Genomic DNA, 18006 nt, shown 5'->3' with positions numbered 1-18006 from the left:
GCCGATACCTGAGCCCGATCGATGCCCTCGCTGCGCCCCGGCGAGCCTAACTCATACAGATTTCTGTGCGGCGGGGCGTGGGGCGGGACGGTGGTGGGTGCGGGTGTCGAGCGATACGTACGTCAGCGGGCGGACGTGCCATTCGATGTGCCGGCCACCGCGCAGCATGAGCGTGAACCCGCAGGGCTCGCCGCGGTGGAGCGCCCCCAGGGCCTGCACCCAGCCGCCCTGCTCCGACCAGTGGTGGGCGCGGATCAGTTCGCGCGGCGTGAGGCCGAAGAGATGGTTCGCCCGGAGCTGGACGCGGATGGCGCGGACGGCCTCTCGGGGCGTGGCCAGGATGCGCAGGTCGATCGGCTCGGGGACGAAGCCGGTGGCGGGGCCGTAGCGGAGGGCCTCGAACCGGTAGCCGTGTCCGACGACCGGCGATAAGGGGGTGAGGGGCGTACGCATCGTCGACCGTCCGATCGCAGCGGTGCGCGCCAAATGGCGCGGGGGCAGGGGGGTGTGGCGCCGCGCGGCAGGCGGGGGGCGGGTGGCCCCCGTAACGCGGCGACGCAGAGCGACGGTAGCGTTGCGGGTGGCTGCGGTGCAACAGTGTGACGTCCCTATGTTGCGCCGGATATGCAGAACGCCCCCCGGTGTTCGAACCGGAGGGCGCTTGCGGGCCGTGCTCAGATCAGGTGGTCGAACTCCCCGGCCTTCACGCCGAGCACGAATGCGCGCAGCTTGGCGACGCTCGTGGTGACGACGATGTCGGGGTCATCGCTCTCGCGCATCTTGATCGAGCCGTCGACGGGTGCCAGCTCGATGCAGCTCTGATTGTCGCCTGCCCCCGAGAAGGAAGACTTCTGCCAGTTGATTGCGTCGGTCATGCGGGTGGACTCACATTTCCTGTGCGATGCGTTGAATGAATTGTGCGGACTCCTCCGTGTCGAGAGAGACGGACTCGATGGAGTCGAGGAGGGCTCGGTATCGCGCCAACTGGGCCTCGGCGTCCAGGAAGCCTGCGTCGAAGGCGCTGTCCAGCTGGACGGTGTCGAGTGCCGGGATGCTGGCACCGGCGTACAGCGTCGAGTCTACTGAACCGGTGATCTGCCTGGCGAACGGGATGATGCGGATCGTCACGGACGGCCAGGTGGAAACCTCGTGCAGGAAGGCGAGTTGCGCCCGCATGGTCTCGGGGTCGCAGTACCGCATCCGCAACGCGGCCTCATGGATGAACGCCTCGAACGGGGTCGGCCTGGGGCGGTCGAAAATGTCGCGCCGTCTGGTGCGGTGCTCGACGCGGGCGCTCAGCTCGTCAGCGGGAAGGTCGGTGATCCCGCTCCGGATGATGGCTCGCGCATACGACTCCGTCTGAAACACACCAGGGATGTTGAGCGTCTGGATGGCGCGGATGTAGGACGCCTTGTGCTCCAGCTCCGCCAGGTCCAGGAATCCGGGCGAGAGTATTCCGCGGTAGTCGTCCCACCATCCCTTGGTGCGTTCGTCGGCCATCTCGGCCAGGGCGTCGACCAGGTGCTTGTCGGACGCCGAGTAGTGGGCCGCCAGCCGGCGTACCCGTTCGCTGCTCACTCCGTACCGGCCGGACTCGATGTGGCTGATCTGGGCTCGCTCGCCGCCCAGGTACGCGGCCGCCTCGCTCCCGGACATTCCCGCACGCTCGCGCAGCTTGCGAAGTTCCGCACCCAACCGCCGCTGCCTGGCGGTCGGGTAGCTCCTTGGTGGCATGGGCCCTCCCCTTCGTGCGGGTACGAGTGTGCCGCTCAGCCGTACCACTGGTCCACTCGTATGGGTGCTACGGACGTCCCACTGTTGCGCCGTCCCACTGTTGTGCCCTAGCGTCCTGTGATGTCGAGCCGAGGCTCGACCGGACCGAAGTGCAGCCACCCGCAGGCGAGTTGAGCGCTCACGGGAATCGGCCAATGCCACGGACCATGCCCACCGCACGACGCCCCGGAGACCGCCTCACGCAGGGAGACCGCGCCATGACCTCCGTAACCGCTCCTCCGCCACCCGCCCCCTACCTTCCGCAACGCGGTGAGCGGTACCGGCTCGTCGCGCCGAACGCCCCCACCGCCCCCAAGATCGTGCGGGACTTCGTGGCGACGGTGTTGTGGGCCACCGGGCACCCACGCCTCGTCGACGACGCCCGGCTCTGTGCGAGCGAGGTCGTCTCCAACGCGTACTGCCATACGGACTCGCCGCAGGTCCGGGTGGAGGTCACCGTCAACCGGCGGCAGGTGACCGTGTACGTCACGGACGACGAACCCGGCCGCCTGCCCGCGCGTACCCCGGGGACGGAGACCGGCGCGGACGAGGGCGGCCGGGGGCTCCTCCTCGTGGAGGGGCTCGCCGCCCGGTGGGGGACCACCGCGTACGGGGCGCGGTCGCCGCACTCGAAGACGGTGTGGTTCACCCTCTCCGCCTCCGGAGGCTGAGGCGCCCCTGCCCGCACGAAGAGTGCGAGGCTCCTGTCAGGTGCCCTGCCGGGAGAGCACCCCGGTACCTTCCTGTCGCACGGCCAACTGGACGGGCACGGTGCGAGAGCCCTGCGCGACAACGGCCTTCGGGGTGTTCTTCTCCCGTACGACGAGCAGCCCCGTCAGTACCAGCAGTACCCAGAGCACCGGGGTGAGCGGGTTTCCCGGGGAAATGAACCCCTGCGCGGCGAGTCCGAGGAGGCCGCCGGCGGAAAGCACGGCCGCGAGAACGACCTTGCCGAGGCTCATGTCCGATGCCGCACCGGAACGGCGACGGAATTCGAACCGGCCGAAAATTCTGGTGAAGGTCACCAGGAATATCCCCGAAACGCCGACCCACAGCGGTGCCACCGCGAACCACATCGGGCTGCCGGGCGTCGGTGTCGCGAATCCGAGTCCGACCGTTGCAATTCCCGCTGTCATCACGAGTGCGGGCATGTGCCAGAGATACAGGGTCATGAAGCGGGTTCCGCACCATTGCAGGACGGTGGTGGCCAGTGGGCGTTCGGCGAATCGCGTGATGACCGGCTTGAGAGTCAGCCAGAGCCCGAGCTGGCCGATCGTCAGTGACAGCATCAGGGCGGTCGGCGGGCTCATGTTGGAGACCGGGGCCCCGGGCATTCCGATCATGGATGCGGGGTAGGGCCCGAAGAACACAGCGGCCGCGGTGAGTCCGAAGCCGATGGCGGCCACACCCGCCGATGCCCACCCGCTCCGCAGGCGGAGGCCGCCGTCGGCGTAGTGGAAGCCGAACTGATGGGCCGCCAGCCAGACGAACAGGGCGTTCACGAAACCGATCGCGGGGCTGACCTCGAAGCGCAGTACATCGACGGCCAGGGCGCAGACGGCGAGTACGCCGATCACACGCCATCCGTACCGGCGGTACGACCTGAACATCACCGGCGTGAGCGCGACCACGAGCACATAGACGGCGAGGAACCACAGCAGCTGGCCGGCTATTTTGCCCGCCATCAGCACCGGTTGCTCAGGCACCCCCGCGCCGATCAACGCGTGGGGAAGCAGCAGCCACACGGCTGCCAGGGGTATGACCGGCACCAGGAGACGCGCAATTCTGCTCCGGAGCCAGGTGCGCACCGATTTCGCCGATCGGAACGAGAAGAAATTGGCGGCCCCGCCGGCGAAGAACACCATGGGCATGACCTGCGTCAGCCAGGTGACAATCCACCAGCCGGGACTTGCGAGAGCATTCCCGGTGCTCAAATGCCCATTCTCATAGGACAGTACGGGCATGAGCCAGTGCTGGGAGATCACGGCCAGCACGCACAGCGCTCTGATGACGTCTATGAATGGATCGCGACCGCGACCGGGCGAATGAGCGGGGGTTTGCTGCATGCAATCATCGTGCAGTCAGCAGGCGATAGAGGCAGTGAAGCAGTCCCCCGAATTCATTGGGGTGCCAGCACTGCGTGCCATGGTGGGGTTCTCCCCACCGGGCCCCGGCGGGGTTCACCCCCGGCGCCCCCGGACGCCGAGGCGCCCCGGGCCTGTCCCCGTCACGATCGTCGCGACCACCACGACCACCGCGAGAGCCGCGACCGCGCCGCCCAGCAGCATGACCGCCGACACGGACAGGCGGTCGAGGACGGCTCCGCCCGCCAGGGCGCCGAGGGCGAAGGTGGCCTGGAAGGACGCGGTGAAGAGGACGGACGCCGCTTCGGGCGCGTCGGGCGCGGCCTTGGCGAACCAGGTCTGTGAGCAGACCGGCACCGCACCGTAGGCGACACCCCAGACGACCAGCAGCGCGACGGCTCCGGCCTCCCACCTGCCCAGGACCGGGAGCAGCGCGGTCGCGGCGGCGATCAGTCCCGCGGCGAGGGCGACCGCGGCGCGCGGGCGGCGCGTCACGAGTGCGCCGCCGACGAAGTTGCCGACGATCCCGGCGGCGCCGTAGACCAGCAGGAACACCGTGATCATCGTCGGACCGGCGTGCGTGACCTGCTCCAGGAAGGGGGTGACATACGTGTACGTCGCGAAGTGCGACAGCACGATGAGGAAGGTGAGGAGCAGGGCGAACCGGGTGCCGGGGCGGTTGAGCACGGTGCGCAGCAGGCTCGCGCGGGTGACCTGCGTCGGCGGCAGGGGCGGGACCACCAGGAGCATCAGGGCCAGCACGCCCATGCTCAGCACCCCCATGACCACGAACGCGGTCCGCCAGCCGGCCAGGCCGCCGATGAACGTACCGGCGGGAACGCCGAGCACGGAGCCCAGCGGGACGGCCGAGAAGATCACCGCTGTCGCCCGGCCGGCCGACGCCGGGCGGACCAGCCGGCCGGCCAGTCCGGCCGCGATGGACCAGAAGCCGCCGATGGTGACCCCGACCATCACCCGGGCGACCAGGACGAGGCGGTAGTCGGTCGCGGCGGCGGTGAGGAAGTCGGCCAGGGCCAGCAGGAGCATGAAGGCGCAGAGCATCAGGCGCCGGTCGACACGTGCCGTCGCCACGGTGACCAAGGGGGCGGAGACCGCCGCGAGAAGTCCGGGCATGGTCATCATCAGGCCCGCGGTGCCGTCGGAGACGGCGAAGTCGGACCCGATCGAGGTGAGCAGGCCGATGGGCAGGATCTCGGTGGTGACGATCGAGAAGATGCCCAGCATGACGGAGATGACGGCGAGCCGACCGCGTAAGGGGGTGCGGGGAGGGAGGGCGGTGCGTTCGGTGGGGGTGGTGGCCGCGGGGGTGGTCATGGCGGGGGCCGTCCTGTGCTCGGTGACGCGAGGGCTGTTCGCCCCAGTTCACAAGCGGCGGTGGACGGTGTCCGGCAGGTTCGCGACGTCAACGTCGCCGGGCAGGGTTGATGTCGCGTTTTTGCTGGTGGACCGCAAACGGCGAAGGGCCGTCGCTCCCGAGCGGGGGAGTGACGGCCCTTCGCCGCGCGCCGCGAAGGCGCTTGTGAATCCGTGAACCCAGGGGTTCCGTCGAATCAGAGAACGCGGACCGCGCCCGACGGCGGGTCGTAGGACAGCGGGCGCTGCACCACACCGGTGCTGGAGTTCTGCGCACCGACGAACTGGCCGTTGCCCACATAGATCCCGACGTGGTACGCGCTGCCCGCGCTGCCCCAGTACAGGATGTCGCCCGGCTGGAGGTTGCTCAGCGAGACCTGGGTGCCGACGGTGGACTGGGACTGCGAGACGCGCGGCAGGTCGACGTTGATCGAACGGAACGCGGCCTGGACGAGGCCGGAGCAGTCCCACGAGTTGGGGCCGGTGCCGCCGGGCACGTACGCGTCGCCGACCTGGGCCTGCGCGAAGGCGACGATCGCCGCGGCGGAGCCGGTCGCGCTCGACGAGGAGGAAGAGGAGGAGGAAGAGGAGGACGTGGACGCGGCCGTGCCGGCGGTGGAGCCGGAGGTCGCGCTGAGCGTCGTACGGGCGGTGGAGCGGGAAGCGCGCTCGGCGGCCTCCGCCTTGGCCTTGGCGGCCGCCTCCGCCTTCTTCTTGGCCTCCGCCTTGCGGACCGCCTCGGCCTTGGCCTTCTTGGCGGTCTTTGCCGCGGTGGCGGCTGCGGCGTCCTCCTGGGCCTGCGTCTGCAGGTCCTGGGCGACCTGCTGCGTGGCCTGGGCGGACGCGGCGACGGCGGTGGAGAGCCCGGAGGTGATGGTGGGCATCTCGATGGTCTGGGTCACCGGCTCGGCCTGGGCCGGACCGGCAGCGCCTGCGACCGCGATGGTGCTGAGGACGCCACCGGCAACTCCGGCCCGCAGCGCCGTCTTCGAGGCGTTTCGGCGGGGCTTCCGGTGGCTGGGTATGTGAGCGGTGTGGGACATGGGTACTAGCGCTATCAGGGCCTCGGGGCTCCCATCAAGAAACGTGTGTTGCGACACAGTTACGTCCGGAATCTGTGAATCCGCTTTCCCGGCGCCCTTATTGACGCCGTAGCGGGCAAAACGGTCATGCCTGATCACCGCTGTGATCACGGACTTTCGGCAATACGCCCGAATTGCCCGCCGCTTACCATCCGTTCACACCGATGGCCAAGCCCGCTTTTATCGAAGCCTCGATGGAGTGACGCAGGTCACAGCGCGACCGGCGCGCGAGGGGCGGTTATGCGCCATGCGTCCAAGGTGCCGCCGGGCGGGGGGAGATATCCCGTTCATGCCGATGATCGTAAATGCTCCCGTGTGTCCACTTCGCTCCCCGCGACCCCCTCCCCGGGGTGAGTTCGATCGGTCCGGGCGGGGCCGGGTGAACGGGGGGCGGGTCGGGGGGCGAGTGATCGAGTCCGGAGGGTGGCGGGTTCCCTATCACCCCGGGGTGTCCATCGCCAATTTGCTTGGTATGGCTATCTCTTGATAGAGCGGCAACCGTTTGACCAGCGGTAACAGCATCAGATGTCACGTCTCGTGATCACTCGGCCGCTTCGTGTGTGAAGATCACCGCTCATCCGACTTCATGATCCTTCGTCAGGTGGTGGAGATCACAAAGGCGTTGTCGTACCCCGTGTCGCAGATCACAGGATGGCGGGCATAGGATGCGGGGCAGTCGGGCTTGTGAACTGCCTCACATGTGCACGATCTTGGTGAGGCGGTGAGCCGGTCGCCCGATGCGGTCCAACGGTCAAGGACGACTGGAAGGAGCGAGGAGCGTGAATGCCTACGCGCCCATCCTCGTGCTCGGCGCCCTCGGGGCAGGGTTTGCGATCTTCTCCGTGGTCATGGCCACGCTTATCGGCCCCAAGCGGTACAACCGGGCAAAGCTCGAAGCGTACGAGTGCGGTATCGAACCCACCCCCACTCCAGCCGGAGGCGGCCGCTTCCCCATCAAGTACTACCTGACGGCGATGCTCTTCATCGTCTTCGACATCGAGATCGTCTTCCTCTATCCCTGGGCGGTCACCTTCGACGCCCTGGGGATCTTCGGGCTCGTGGAGATGCTGCTCTTCGTGCTCACCGTCTTCGTCGCCTACGCGTATGTGTGGCGTCGCGGCGGCCTGGAATGGGACTGAGGGGCTGAGGGGCACACCATGGGACTCGAAGAGAAGCTGCCCAGCGGCTTCGTGCTGACCACTGTCGAGCAGGCCGCCGGCTGGGTACGGAAGTCCTCCGTCTTCCCTGCCACCTTCGGCCTCGCCTGTTGCGCCATCGAGATGATGACGACCGGGGCCGGGCGCTACGACCTGGCCCGTTTCGGGATGGAGGTCTTCCGCGGATCGCCGCGGCAGGCGGATCTGATGATCGTGGCAGGGCGGGTCAGCCAGAAGATGGCTCCCGTCCTGCGGCAGGTCTACGACCAGATGCCCAACCCCAAGTGGGTGATCTCCATGGGAGTTTGCGCATCATCGGGCGGAATGTTCAACAATTACGCCATTGTTCAGGGTGTTGATCATATTGTTCCGGTTGACATCTATTTGCCGGGTTGTCCGCCGCGGCCCGAGATGCTGATGGACGCGATCCTCAAGCTCCACCAGAAGATCCAGAGCTCCAAGCTCGGGGTCAACGCGGAGGAGGCCGCCCGCGAGGCGGAGGACGCGGCACTCAAGGCACTGCCCCTGATCGAGATGAAGGGGCTGCTGCGATGAGCGGGAACGACAACCACGACGAACAGAGCAACAACAACGGCGTGCCCGCGCCGCGCGACGAGACCGGCGAGGTCATCGGCGTACGCAAGGGCATGTTCGGCGCCGACAACGGCGGTGACACCTCCGGCTACGGCGGCCTCGTCCGCACCGTGACCCTGCCGGGCGCCACGTCCCGTCCGTACGGCGGCTGGTTCGACGAAGTCGCCGACGAGCTCGAAGGGGCCCTGGAGGAACAGGACCTGCTTCCCGCCAACGCCATCGAGAAGACCGTCGTCGACCGCGGCGAACTCACCTTCCACATCGCCCGCGAGCACCTCGTCCGGGTCGCGCAGACCCTGCGCGACGACCCGGCGCTGCGCTTCGAGCTCTGTACGGGGGTGAGCGGCGTCCACTTCCTCGGCGACAAGGGCCGTGAGCTGCACGCCGTCTACCACCTGCGCTCGCTCACGCACGGTCGGCTGATCCGCCTGGAGGTGTCGGCCCCGGACAGCGATCCGCACGTCCCGTCCCTCGTCGCGGTCTATCCGACCAACGACTGGCACGAGCGCGAGACCTACGACTTCTTCGGGCTCATCTTCGACGGGCACCCCGCCCTCACCCGGATCATGATGCCGGACGACTGGCAGGGCTTCCCGCAGCGCAAGGACTATCCGCTCGGCGGCATCGCCGTCGAGTACAAGGGCGCCCAGATCCCGGCTCCGGACCAGCGGAGGTCGTACTCCTGATGTCTACTCCCCACGCAACGCCCCGGGCGACGACCGAGGGGACTGTATATACAGTCACCGGCGGCGACTGGGACGAGGTCGTCGAGTCCGCGGTCAAGTCCGACGACGAGCGCATCATCGTCAACATGGGCCCCCAGCACCCGTCCACGCACGGCGTGCTGCGGCTGATCCTGGAGATCGACGGCGAGACCGTCACCGAGGCCCGCTGCGGCATCGGCTACCTCCACACCGGCATCGAGAAGAACCTCGAATTCCGGAACTGGACGCAGGGCACCACCTTCGTCACGCGCATGGACTATCTGACGCCCTTCTTCAACGAGGCGGCGTACTGCCTGGGCGTCGAGAAGCTCCTCGGCATCGAGGACCAGATCCCCGACCGGGCCACCATCCTGCGCGTGCTCCTGATGGAGCTCAACCGGATCTCCTCGCACCTGGTGTGCATCGCCACCGGCGGCATGGAGCTCGGCGCCACCACGATCATGATCTACGGCTTCCGCGATCGTGAACTCGTTCTCGATCTCTTCGAGCTGATCACCGGCCTGCGCATGAACCACGCGTTCATCCGCCCCGGCGGACTCGCCCAGGACCTGCCGCCCGGCGCGATCGACCAGCTGCGCGAGTTCGTGAAGACCATGAAGAAGAACCTGCCGGAGTACGACAAGCTCGCCACCGGCAACCCCATCTTCAAGGGCCGTATGCAGGACGTCGGCTATCTCGACCTGACCGGCTGCGTGGCCCTCGGCGTCACCGGACCGATGCTGCGCTCCGCCGGGCTCCCGCACGACCTGCGCAAGACCGACCCCTACTGCGGGTACGAGAACTACGAGTTCGACATCCCCACCGCCGACAGCTGCGACGCCTACGGTCGCTTCCTCGTCCGCCTGGAGGAGATGCGCCAGTCGCTGCGGATCGTCGAGCAGTGCATCGACCGGCTCGCCCCCGGCCCCGTGATGGTCGCCGACAAGAAGATCGCCTGGCCGGCCCAGCTCGCGCTCGGTCCGGACGGGCTCGGCAACTCGCTCGACCACATCAAGAAGATCATGGGCACCTCCATGGAGGCCCTGATCCACCACTTCAAGCTGGTGACCGAGGGCTTCCGGGTCCCGGCCGGACAGACGTACACCGCGGTCGAGTCCCCCAAGGGCGAACTCGGCGTGCATGTCGTCTCGGACGGCGGCACCCGCCCCTACCGGGTCCACTTCCGCGACCCGTCCTTCACCAACCTCCAGGCCATGGCGGCGATGTGCGAGGGCGGCCAGGTCGCCGACGTCATCGTCGCCGTCGCGTCCATCGACCCCGTGATGGGAGGCGTCGACCGGTGACCGAAGCACGTCAGGAAGTCAGTCTGGGGATGCCGCAGCTCCCCGCCCCCGCCTACCCGGCCGAGGTGCGCGCCAGGCTCGAAGCGGACGCGAAGGAGGTGATCGCCCGCTACCCCGACAGCCGCTCCGCCCTGCTGCCCCTGCTGCACCTGGTGCAGTCCGAGGAGGGCTACGTCTCCCGTACGGGCATGGCGTTCTGCGCCGAGCTGCTCGGCCTCACCACCGCCGAGGTCACCGCGGTCGCCACCTTCTACACGATGTACCGGCGCAGGGCCGGCGGTGACTACCAGGTCGGTGTCTGCACCAACACCCTGTGCGCGGTGATGGGCGGCGACGCCATCTTCGACCGGCTCAAGGAGCACCTCGGCGTCGGCAACGACGGGCCCGACATGACAACCGAGGACGGGAAGATCACCCTCGAACACATCGAGTGCAACGCGGCCTGCGACTTCGCACCCGTGGTGATGGTCAACTGGGAGTTCTTCGACAACCAGACGCCCGAGAGCGCGACCCACCTGGTCGACGACCTGATCGCCGGGCGCACCGTCGAACCCACCCGCGGCGCCCCGCTCTGCTCGTACAAGGAGACCGCCCGGATCCTGGCCGGCTTCCCCGACGAGCGCCCCGGTGCCGTCGAAGCCTCCGGCGGCGCGGGCCCCGCCTCGCTGATCGGCCTCCGGCTCGCCAAGGGCGAGGACCCGCACCCGCGCGTCGTCGCGCCGCGCGGCAGCGCCCCGCGCGGCGGCCAGCCCCACGACCCGTCGCCGTCCGAGCACCTCAGCTCGCACGACGCACCGCAGCAGACCTCGGCCTCCGACCCGGACCACCCGGCCGGCCCGACCGCCGAGGAGGGGGAGTGATGACGTTGGCGACCGAGATCAACGACAATGGAAGCGGCAATGGAAACGGGGGCAGCCCCGAGAAACTGCTCACCCCCGTCCTCTCCGCCTTCTGGGACCAGCCGGAATCCTGGACCCTGGAGACCTACCGGCGCCATGAGGGATACGAGGGACTGCGCAAGGCCCTCGCCATGTCACCGGACGACCTCATCGCCTACGTCAAGGACTCCGGCCTGCGCGGCCGCGGCGGCGCGGGCTTCCCCACCGGGATGAAGTGGCAGTTCATCCCGCAGGGCGACGGCAAACCGCACTATCTAGTTGTCAACGCCGACGAATCGGAACCGGGCACCTGCAAGGACATCCCGCTCCTGTTCGCCAACCCGCACAGCCTCATCGAGGGCATCGTGATCGCCTGTTACGCGATCCGTTCGTCGCACGCGTTCATCTACTTGCGCGGTGAGGTCGTCCCCGTGCTGCGACGTCTGCACGAGGCCGTACGAGAGGCGTACGAGGCGGGTTATCTGGGGACGAACATCCTGGGCTCAGGGCTCGATCTGGAACTCACGGTGCACGCCGGTGCCGGCGCGTACATCTGTGGTGAGGAAACCGCACTGCTCGACTCTCTCGAAGGACGGCGTGGCCAGCCCCGGCTGCGACCCCCCTTCCCCGCGGTCGCCGGTCTGTACGCCTGCCCCACTGTGGTGAACAACGTCGAGTCCATCGCCTCGGTTCCCGCGATCCTGAACCGGGGCAAGGACTGGTTCAAGTCGATGGGCAGCGAGAAGTCCCCCGGCTTCACGCTGTACTCGCTCAGCGGGCATGTCGCGGGCCCCGGACAGTACGAGGCGCCGCTCGGCATCACGCTGCGCCAGCTGCTCGACATGAGTGGCGGCATGCGCCCCGGCCACCGGCTGAAGTTCTGGACCCCGGGCGGCTCGTCGACCCCGATGTTCACCGACGAACACCTCGACGTACCGCTCGACTACGAGGGCGTCGGCGCCGCCGGTTCCATGCTCGGCACCAAGGCGCTCCAGTGCTTCGACGAGACGACCTGTGTCGTGCGGGCGGTCACCCGCTGGACCGAGTTCTACGCCCACGAGTCCTGCGGCAAGTGCACGCCCTGCCGCGAAGGCACCTACTGGCTGGTCCAGTTGCTCCGCGACATCGAGGCCGGCAAGGGACAGATGGCCGACCTCGACAAGCTGAACGACATCGCCGACAACATCAACGGCAAGTCCTTCTGCGCCCTCGGCGACGGAGCCGCCTCGCCGATCTTCTCCTCGCTGAAGTACTTCCGCGAGGAGTACGAGCAGCACATCACGGGCAAGGGCTGCCCCTTCGATCCCGCCAGGTCGACCGTCTGGGCCGACGACAAGAACGCTCACCAGGGGGTGAACGCATGACAGTCACCACGAGTGCGCCCTCCGGGGGCGGCGAGGCGGCCATCCCGCCCGAGGACCTGGTCACGCTGACCATCGACGGCATCGAGATCAGCGTGCCCAAGGGCACCCTGGTCATCCGGGCCGCCGAACTCCTCGGCATCGAGATCCCGCGCTTCTGCGACCACCCGCTCCTCGACCCGGTCGGCGCCTGCCGCCAGTGCATCGTCGAGGTCGAGGGCCAGCGCAAGCCGATGGCGTCCTGCACCATCACCTGCACCGACGGCATGGTGGTGAGGTCGCAGCTCACCTCGCCGGTCGCCGAGAAGGCCCAGAAGGGTGTGATGGAGCTGCTGCTCATCAACCACCCGCTGGACTGCCCGGTCTGCGACAAGGGCGGCGAGTGCCCGCTGCAGAACCAGGCGATGTCGCACGGCGGCTCCGACTCCCGCTTCGACGGCAAGAAGCGCACGTTCGAGAAGCCCGTCCCGATCTCCACCCAGGTGCTGCTGGACCGTGAGCGGTGCGTGCTCTGCGCGCGCTGCACCCGGTTCTCCAACCAGGTGGCGGGCGACCCGATGATCGAGCTCCTGGAGCGCGGTGCGCTCCAGCAGGTCGGTACGGGCGAGGGCGACCCGTTCGAGTCGTACTTCTCCGGGAACACCATCCAGATCTGCCCGGTCGGGGCACTGACCTCGGCGGCGTACCGGTTCCGCTCCCGGCCCTTCGACCTGGTGTCCTCGCCGTCGGTGTGCGAGCACTGCGCGGGCGGCTGCGCGACCCGCACCGACCACCGGCGCGGCAAGGTCATGCGGCGGCTCGCCGCCAACGACCCCGAGGTCAACGAGGAGTGGGTCTGCGACAAGGGCCGCTTCGGCTTCCGCTACGCACAGCAGCGGGACCGGCTCACCACTCCGCTGGTGCGCAACGCGGACGGCGTCCTGGAACCGGCGAGCTGGCCCGAGGCGCTGGCCGCCGCGGCCGCCGGCCTCTCCGCCGCGCGCGGCCGGACGGGCGTGCTCACCGGCGGCCGGCTGACCGTCGAGGACGCCTACGCGTACAGCAAGTTCGCCCGGGTCGCGCTGGACACCAACGACATCGACTTCCGGGCCCGGGTCCACAGCAGCGAGGAGGCCGACTTCCTGGCCGCCCGCGTGGCCGGGCGCGGCCGGGACCTGGACGGCGCGGGTGTCACGTACACCTCGCTGGAGAAGGCCCCGACGGTGCTGCTGGTCGGGTTCGAGTCGGAGGAGGAGGCGCCCGGCGTCTTCCTGCGGCTGCGCAAGGCGAACCGCAAGCACGGACAGCGCACCTTCGCGGTCGCCTCGCACGCCACCCGCGGCCTGGAGAAGGCGGGCGGCACGCTGCTTCCCGCCGCCCCCGGCACCGAGACCGAGTGGCTGGACGCCATCGCGGGCGGTGTCGGGCTCGACGGCGACGGAGCCGCGGCGGCCGAGGCGCTGCGCGGCGAGGGCGCCGTGATCGTGGTCGGTGAGCGGCTGGCCGCGGTGCCGGGCGGGCTCACCGCCGCGGCACGGACGGCCACCGCGACCGGGGCCGCGCTGGTGTGGATCCCGCGCCGGGCCGGCGAGCGCGGCGCGGTGGAGGCGGGCGCGCTTCCGTCGCTGCTGCCCGGCGGCCGTCCGGCGACCGACCCGCGGGCCAGGGGCGAGGTGGCGGCCGCCTGGGGCGTCGCCGAACTCCCGTCCCGCTTCGGCCGCGACACCGGCCAGATCGTCGAGGCCGCGGCCACCGGCGAACTGGGCGCGCTGCTCGTCGCCGGGGTCGAGACCGTGGACCTGCCGGACCCGGCACGGGCCCTGGAGGCACTGGACCAGGTCGGCTTCCTGGTCTCGCTGGAGCTGCGGCCGAGCGAGGTCACCGAGCGCGCCGATGTGGTCTTCCCAGTCGCCGCGGTGGCCGAGAAGTCCGGCACCTTCCTCAACTGGGAGGGCAGGGCGCGGATGTTCGAGGCGGCGCTGAAGCCCGAGCAGATGACGCGCACGCTCGCGCCGGGCGACGCCCGGGTGCTGCACATGCTGGCCGACGCGATGGGCCGCGTCACCGGCGCCGACGGAGCCGGTCGCTTCGCGCTGCCGGACCTGAAGTCCGTACGCCGTGAGCTGGACCGGCTCGGCGGCTGGACCGGGGCGCACGCCACCGAACCGAACGAGCAGGCGCAGCCGCTGCCCAGGCCCGGCGACGGCGAGGCGGTCCTCGCGGGCCACCGGATGCTGCTCGACCTGGGCCGGCTCCAGGAGGGCGACGAGGCGCTGGCCGGCACCCGGCACGCCGCGGTCGCCCGGCTGTCCGCGACCACCGCGGCCGAGACGGGTGTGAAGGACGGCGATCTGCTGGCCGTCACCGGTCCGGCGGGCAGCGTCGCATTCCCGTTGAAGGTCACCGACATGCCGGACCGGGTGGTCTGGGTGCCGCTGAACTCCGTCGGGCGGGGCGTCCCGGCCGACACCGGCGCCCGGCCCGGCGGTCTGGTCCGGATCGGCCCCGCCGCACCGGGTACTCCCGACGTCACACCGGAGGTGGGGGCGTGAGTGCCTTCGCTCAACTGGCCGCGGCACCCCACAGTGCCGTGCTCGCCGCCGAGGACCTGTCGATGTTCGGCACCGACCCGTGGTGGCTCGTCGTCATCAAGGCGGTGTTCTGCTTCGCGTTCCTGATGGTGACCGTGCTCTTCTCCATCGTGTGGGAGCGCAAGGTCGTCGCCTGGATGCAGCTGCGCATCGGCCCCAACCGGCACGGACCCTGGGGCATGCTCCAGTCGCTCGCCGACGGCATCAAGCTGATGCTGAAGGAGGACGTCGTCGTCAGGCGGGCCGACAAGGTCGTGTACGTGCTCGCCCCGATCGTCGCCGCCATCCCGGCGTTCATGGCGATCGCGGTGATCCCGTTCGGACCGTCCGGCAACGAGGTCTCGATCTTCGGGCACCGCACCTCGATGCAGCTCACCGACCTGCCGATCGCGATGCTCTACATCCTCGCGGTCGCCTCGGTCGGGATCTACGGCATCGTGCTGGCCGGCTGGTCGTCCGGATCGACGTACCCGCTCCTCGGCGGTCTGCGCTCCTGCGCGCAGATGATCAGCTACGAGATCGCGATGGGCGCCGCGTTCGCCTCGGTCTTCCTCTACTCCGGGTCGATGTCGACCTCGAAGATCGTGGAGGCGCAGCAAGACCGCTGGTTCATCATCCTGCTGCCGGTCTCCTTCATCATCTACATCGTCACGATGGTCGGCGAGACCAACCGTGCCCCGTTCGACATGCCGGAGTCCGAGGGCGACCTGGTCGGCGGCTTCAACACCGAGTACTCGTCGATCAAGTTCGCGATGTTCATGCTCGCCGAGTACGTCAACATGGTCACCGTCTCCGCGGTCTCCACGACCCTGTTCCTGGGCGGCTGGCGGGCCCCGTGGCCGATCAGCACCTTCTGGGAGGGCGCGAACCACGGCTGGTGGCCGATGCTCTGGTTCGTCATCAAGGTCCAGCTGCTGCTGTTCTTCTTCATCTGGCTGCGCGGCACGCTGCCCCGGGTCCGTTACGACCAGCTGATGAAGCTCGGCTGGAAGGTCCTGATCCCGGTCTCCGTGGTCTGGCTGATGCTGGTCGCGACGGTGCGGGCGCTGCGCAACGAGGGCTACGACTTCACGAAGATCGTGCTGTACGTGGCCGGGGCCGTGATCGCGATCCTGCTGATCTCCTTCGTCGCCGACATCTTCCGCGACAAGAAGGGCCGGGCCGCCGAGGCGGAGGCCGGACCGGAGCCGGCGTTCGACCCGATGGCGGGCGGGTTCCCGGTGCCGCCGCTGCCCGGACAGACCCTGCCGCCGGTGCCGCGCCGCAGGCCGCGGGGCGAGCGGGAGCTCGTTGTCAGTGGTGGGTCGGATACTCAGAGTGACGAACATCCGAGTGACGGAAAGGAGGCGGACGGTGTCTGAGTCATCAGAGCCCTCGGGGTCCTCGGGGGCCTCCGGGGAGAAGTTCCAGAACCCCGTCGCCGGCTTCGGCGTGACCTTCAAGGCCATGTTCAAGAAGCGGCTGACCGAGCAGTATCCGGAAACGCCGAAGGTGACGGCGCCGCGCTTCCACGGCCGGCATCAGCTCAACCGTCACCCGGACGGTCTGGAGAAGTGCATCGGCTGCGAGCTGTGCGCCTGGGCCTGCCCGGCGGACGCGATCTACGTCGAGGGCGCGGACAACACCGACGAGGAGCGCTACTCCCCGGGTGAGCGCTACGGCCGCGTCTACCAGATCAATTACGCGCGCTGCATTCTCTGCGGACTGTGCATCGAGGCCTGCCCGACCCGGGCGCTGACGATGACCAATGAGTTCGAGCTCGCCAACACCACCCGCGAAAGCCTCATCTACACCAAGGACGAGCTGCTCGCGGGTCTGGAGGAAGGCATGGTCGACACTCCGCACGCGATCTTCCCCGGGATGGACGAACAGGACTACTACCGGGGCCTCGTCACCGAGGCGGCGCCCGGTACGGAGCCCCAGGCCGCCGTCTCCAAGGGCGAGAAGCCGGCCGACGCGCACAGCGAGAACAACGGCTCGGCGCAGGGGGTGGGCGCATGACCGCCCTGGCCGCTGCGGCCTCCCAGACCTCGACCGGTGAGGCCGTCCAGTTCTGGGTGCTCGGCGTCGTCGCCGTGATCGGCGCGCTGTCCACCGTACTGATGAAGAAGGCCGTGCACAGCGCGCTGAGCCTCGCCGGGACCATGATCGTCCTTGCGGTGTTCTACCTCGCCAACGGCGCCTACTTCCTGGGCATCGTCCAGGTCGTCGTCTACACCGGCGCGATCATGATGCTGTTCCTCTTCGTGGTCATGCTCGTCGGCGTCACCGCGGCCGACTCGCTGAAGGAGACCCTGAAGGGGCAGCGCTGGCTGGCCGCCGGCTGCGGGCTCGGCTTCGGCGTCCTGCTCATCGCGGGCATCGGCAACGCCTCGCTGAACAGCTTCAACGGGCTCGGCACCGCCAACACCGAGCACGGCGGCAACGTCGAGGGGCTGGCCAGCCTCATCTTCACCAAGTACGTCTTCGCCTTCGAGATCACCGGCGCCCTGCTGATCACGGCGACGGTCGGCGCGATGGTGCTCACCCACCGGGAGCGCACCGAACGGGCCAAGAACCAGCGGGAGATGTCCGAGGAGCGCGTACGCGGAAAGCAGCTGCCGCCGCTGCCCGCCCCCGGTGTCTACGCCCGGCACAACGCCGTGGACATCCCGGGTCTGCTCCCGGACGGCACGCCCTCCGAGCTCACCGTCATGCAGACGCTGCGCAACCGCGGCCAGATCCGCGAGGTGTCGGACGAGTCGCTGGACCGGCTCAAGGCGCTGGAGCAGCGCTCCGAGGAACGGCTCGGCCGTGACAACGAAGAAGAGGAGGTCGCCAAGTGAATCCGGTCAACTACCTCTATCTCGCAGCCCTGCTGTTCACCATCGGTGCGGCCGGGGTGCTGATCCGGCGGAACGCGATCGTGGTGTTCATGTGCGTGGAGCTGATGCTCAACGCCTGCAACCTCGCGTTCGTGACCTTCTCCCGGATGCACGGCAATCTCGACGGCCAGATCATCGCCTTCTTCACGATGGTCGTCGCCGCGGCGGAGGTCGTGGTCGGGCTCGCGATCATCGTGTCGGTGTTCCGTTCCCGCCACTCGGCCTCGGTCGACGACGCCAGCCTGATGAAGCTGTAAGGGG

18 protein-coding genes are annotated in these 18006 nt (G+C 68.9%); 12 read left to right on the top strand and 6 right to left on the bottom strand.

Features of this window, described 5'->3' with window-relative positions; all coding sequences use genetic code 11:
- Positions 1 to 51: 51 nt before the first annotated feature.
- The 3 genes from OG520_RS16730 to OG520_RS16720 form a co-directional block, all read right to left on the bottom strand.
- Positions 52 to 453: a hypothetical protein gene (locus OG520_RS16730; protein ID WP_406013674.1), complete on the bottom strand. Its 402-nt coding sequence runs from the start codon at positions 451 to 453 to the stop codon at positions 52 to 54.
- 221 nt (positions 454 to 674) lie between these two features.
- Positions 675 to 875: a DUF397 domain-containing protein gene (locus OG520_RS16725; RefSeq protein ID WP_350983121.1), complete on the bottom strand. Its 201-nt coding sequence runs from the start codon at positions 873 to 875 to the stop codon at positions 675 to 677.
- A gap of 10 nt (positions 876 to 885) precedes the next feature.
- Positions 886 to 1734: a helix-turn-helix domain-containing protein gene (locus OG520_RS16720; RefSeq protein WP_385325354.1), complete on the bottom strand. Its 849-nt coding sequence runs from the start codon at positions 1732 to 1734 to the stop codon at positions 886 to 888.
- A 257-nt stretch (positions 1735 to 1991) separates the two neighbouring features.
- On the opposite strand from OG520_RS16720, the gene OG520_RS16715 reads away from it, so the two are divergent.
- Positions 1992 to 2444 (top strand): ATP-binding protein, encoded by a 453-nt coding sequence (locus tag OG520_RS16715; protein WP_406013673.1) that lies wholly within the window; start codon positions 1992 to 1994, stop codon positions 2442 to 2444.
- 36 nt (positions 2445 to 2480) lie between these two features.
- Here OG520_RS16715 and OG520_RS16710 read toward each other — a convergent pair whose 3' ends face one another.
- From OG520_RS16710 to OG520_RS16700, 3 genes are all read right to left on the bottom strand, one after another.
- On the bottom strand, positions 2481 to 3839 hold the full coding sequence (locus tag OG520_RS16710; RefSeq protein ID WP_406013672.1) for an acyltransferase: 1359 nt from the start codon (positions 3837 to 3839) through the stop codon (positions 2481 to 2483).
- Between the two features lie 114 nt (positions 3840 to 3953).
- Positions 3954 to 5192: an MFS transporter gene (locus OG520_RS16705; protein ID WP_406013671.1), complete on the bottom strand. Its 1239-nt coding sequence runs from the start codon at positions 5190 to 5192 to the stop codon at positions 3954 to 3956.
- A gap of 236 nt (positions 5193 to 5428) precedes the next feature.
- Positions 5429 to 6274, bottom strand: coding sequence for a C40 family peptidase (locus OG520_RS16700; protein WP_399327024.1), 846 nt, complete (start codon positions 6272 to 6274; stop codon positions 5429 to 5431).
- Between the two features lie 818 nt (positions 6275 to 7092).
- Here OG520_RS16700 and OG520_RS16695 point away from each other — a divergent pair.
- From OG520_RS16695 to nuoK, 11 genes are read left to right on the top strand one after another with little or no spacing between them, the layout of a single operon-like run.
- A complete protein-coding gene (locus OG520_RS16695; RefSeq protein ID WP_003992243.1) occupies positions 7093 to 7452 on the top strand; it encodes an NADH-quinone oxidoreductase subunit A in 360 nt (119 codons plus the stop codon).
- Between the two features lie 18 nt (positions 7453 to 7470).
- Complete coding sequence (locus OG520_RS16690; RefSeq protein ID WP_030975705.1) at positions 7471 to 8025, top strand: NADH-quinone oxidoreductase subunit B family protein; 555 nt, start codon at positions 7471 to 7473, stop codon at positions 8023 to 8025.
- Positions 8022 to 8750, top strand: coding sequence for an NADH-quinone oxidoreductase subunit C (locus tag OG520_RS16685; RefSeq protein ID WP_266415654.1), 729 nt, complete (start codon positions 8022 to 8024; stop codon positions 8748 to 8750). The genes OG520_RS16690 and OG520_RS16685 overlap by 4 nt, the downstream gene beginning before the upstream one ends.
- On the top strand, positions 8750 to 10072 hold the full coding sequence (locus tag OG520_RS16680) for an NADH-quinone oxidoreductase subunit D (RefSeq protein ID WP_406013670.1): 1323 nt from the start codon (positions 8750 to 8752) through the stop codon (positions 10070 to 10072). Before OG520_RS16685 ends, OG520_RS16680 begins: the two co-directional genes overlap by 1 nt.
- Before the next feature lie 29 nt (positions 10073 to 10101).
- On the top strand, positions 10102 to 10932 hold the full coding sequence (gene nuoE, locus OG520_RS16675; RefSeq protein WP_266425506.1) for an NADH-quinone oxidoreductase subunit NuoE: 831 nt from the start codon (positions 10102 to 10104) through the stop codon (positions 10930 to 10932).
- Positions 10932 to 12314 (top strand): NADH-quinone oxidoreductase subunit NuoF, encoded by a 1383-nt coding sequence (nuoF, locus tag OG520_RS16670; RefSeq protein WP_385325341.1) that lies wholly within the window; start codon positions 10932 to 10934, stop codon positions 12312 to 12314. Before nuoE ends, nuoF begins: the two co-directional genes overlap by 1 nt.
- On the top strand, positions 12311 to 14842 hold the full coding sequence (locus OG520_RS16665; RefSeq protein ID WP_406013669.1) for an NADH-quinone oxidoreductase subunit G: 2532 nt from the start codon (positions 12311 to 12313) through the stop codon (positions 14840 to 14842). Before nuoF ends, OG520_RS16665 begins: the two co-directional genes overlap by 4 nt.
- Entirely contained in the window at positions 14839 to 16242 is a 1404-nt protein-coding gene (gene nuoH / locus OG520_RS16660) for an NADH-quinone oxidoreductase subunit NuoH (protein ID WP_406013668.1), read from the top strand. The genes OG520_RS16665 and nuoH overlap by 4 nt, the downstream gene beginning before the upstream one ends.
- Positions 16235 to 16882, top strand: a complete 648-nt coding sequence (gene nuoI, locus OG520_RS16655; RefSeq protein ID WP_266415643.1) for an NADH-quinone oxidoreductase subunit NuoI — start codon at positions 16235 to 16237, stop codon at positions 16880 to 16882. Before nuoH ends, nuoI begins: the two co-directional genes overlap by 8 nt.
- Positions 16879 to 17706 (top strand): NADH-quinone oxidoreductase subunit J, encoded by an 828-nt coding sequence (locus OG520_RS16650; protein ID WP_406013667.1) that lies wholly within the window; start codon positions 16879 to 16881, stop codon positions 17704 to 17706. The genes nuoI and OG520_RS16650 overlap by 4 nt, the downstream gene beginning before the upstream one ends.
- Positions 17703 to 18002, top strand: a complete 300-nt coding sequence (gene nuoK / locus OG520_RS16645) for an NADH-quinone oxidoreductase subunit NuoK (protein ID WP_093543641.1) — start codon at positions 17703 to 17705, stop codon at positions 18000 to 18002. The genes OG520_RS16650 and nuoK overlap by 4 nt, the downstream gene beginning before the upstream one ends.
- Positions 18003 to 18006: the final 4 nt, after the last annotated feature.

It is taken from the genome of Streptomyces sp. NBC_00984 (assembly GCF_045162475.1).
GTDB lineage: Bacteria > Actinomycetota > Actinomycetes > Streptomycetales > Streptomycetaceae > Streptomyces.
Note: the sequence above shows the minus strand (reverse complement) of the source record. Positions and strands in the feature narration are given on the sequence as shown.

Excerpts from the sequence above, each read along its gene's own strand:
- OG520_RS16730 (WP_406013674.1), bottom strand. The coding sequence starts at position 453 with ATGCGTACGCCCCTCACCCCCTTATCGCCGGTCGTCGGACACGGCTAC.
- OG520_RS16725 (WP_350983121.1), bottom strand. The coding sequence starts at position 875 with ATGACCGACGCAATCAACTGGCAGAAGTCTTCCTTCTCGGGGGCAGGC.
- OG520_RS16720 (WP_385325354.1), bottom strand. The coding sequence starts at position 1,734 with ATGCCACCAAGGAGCTACCCGACCGCCAGGCAGCGGCGGTTGGGTGCG.
- OG520_RS16715 (WP_406013673.1), top strand. The coding sequence starts at position 1,992 with ATGACCTCCGTAACCGCTCCTCCGCCACCCGCCCCCTACCTTCCGCAA.
- OG520_RS16710 (WP_406013672.1), bottom strand. The coding sequence starts at position 3,839 with ATGCAGCAAACCCCCGCTCATTCGCCCGGTCGCGGTCGCGATCCATTC.
- OG520_RS16705 (WP_406013671.1), bottom strand. The coding sequence starts at position 5,192 with ATGACCACCCCCGCGGCCACCACCCCCACCGAACGCACCGCCCTCCCT.
- OG520_RS16700 (WP_399327024.1), bottom strand. The coding sequence starts at position 6,274 with ATGTCCCACACCGCTCACATACCCAGCCACCGGAAGCCCCGCCGAAAC.
- OG520_RS16690 (WP_030975705.1), top strand. The coding sequence starts at position 7,471 with ATGGGACTCGAAGAGAAGCTGCCCAGCGGCTTCGTGCTGACCACTGTC.
- OG520_RS16685 (WP_266415654.1), top strand. The coding sequence starts at position 8,022 with ATGAGCGGGAACGACAACCACGACGAACAGAGCAACAACAACGGCGTG.
- OG520_RS16680 (WP_406013670.1), top strand. The coding sequence starts at position 8,750 with ATGTCTACTCCCCACGCAACGCCCCGGGCGACGACCGAGGGGACTGTA.
- nuoE (WP_266425506.1), top strand. The coding sequence starts at position 10,102 with ATGCCGCAGCTCCCCGCCCCCGCCTACCCGGCCGAGGTGCGCGCCAGG.
- nuoF (WP_385325341.1), top strand. The coding sequence starts at position 10,932 with ATGACGTTGGCGACCGAGATCAACGACAATGGAAGCGGCAATGGAAAC.
- OG520_RS16665 (WP_406013669.1), top strand. The coding sequence starts at position 12,311 with ATGACAGTCACCACGAGTGCGCCCTCCGGGGGCGGCGAGGCGGCCATC.
- OG520_RS16650 (WP_406013667.1), top strand. The coding sequence starts at position 16,879 with ATGACCGCCCTGGCCGCTGCGGCCTCCCAGACCTCGACCGGTGAGGCC.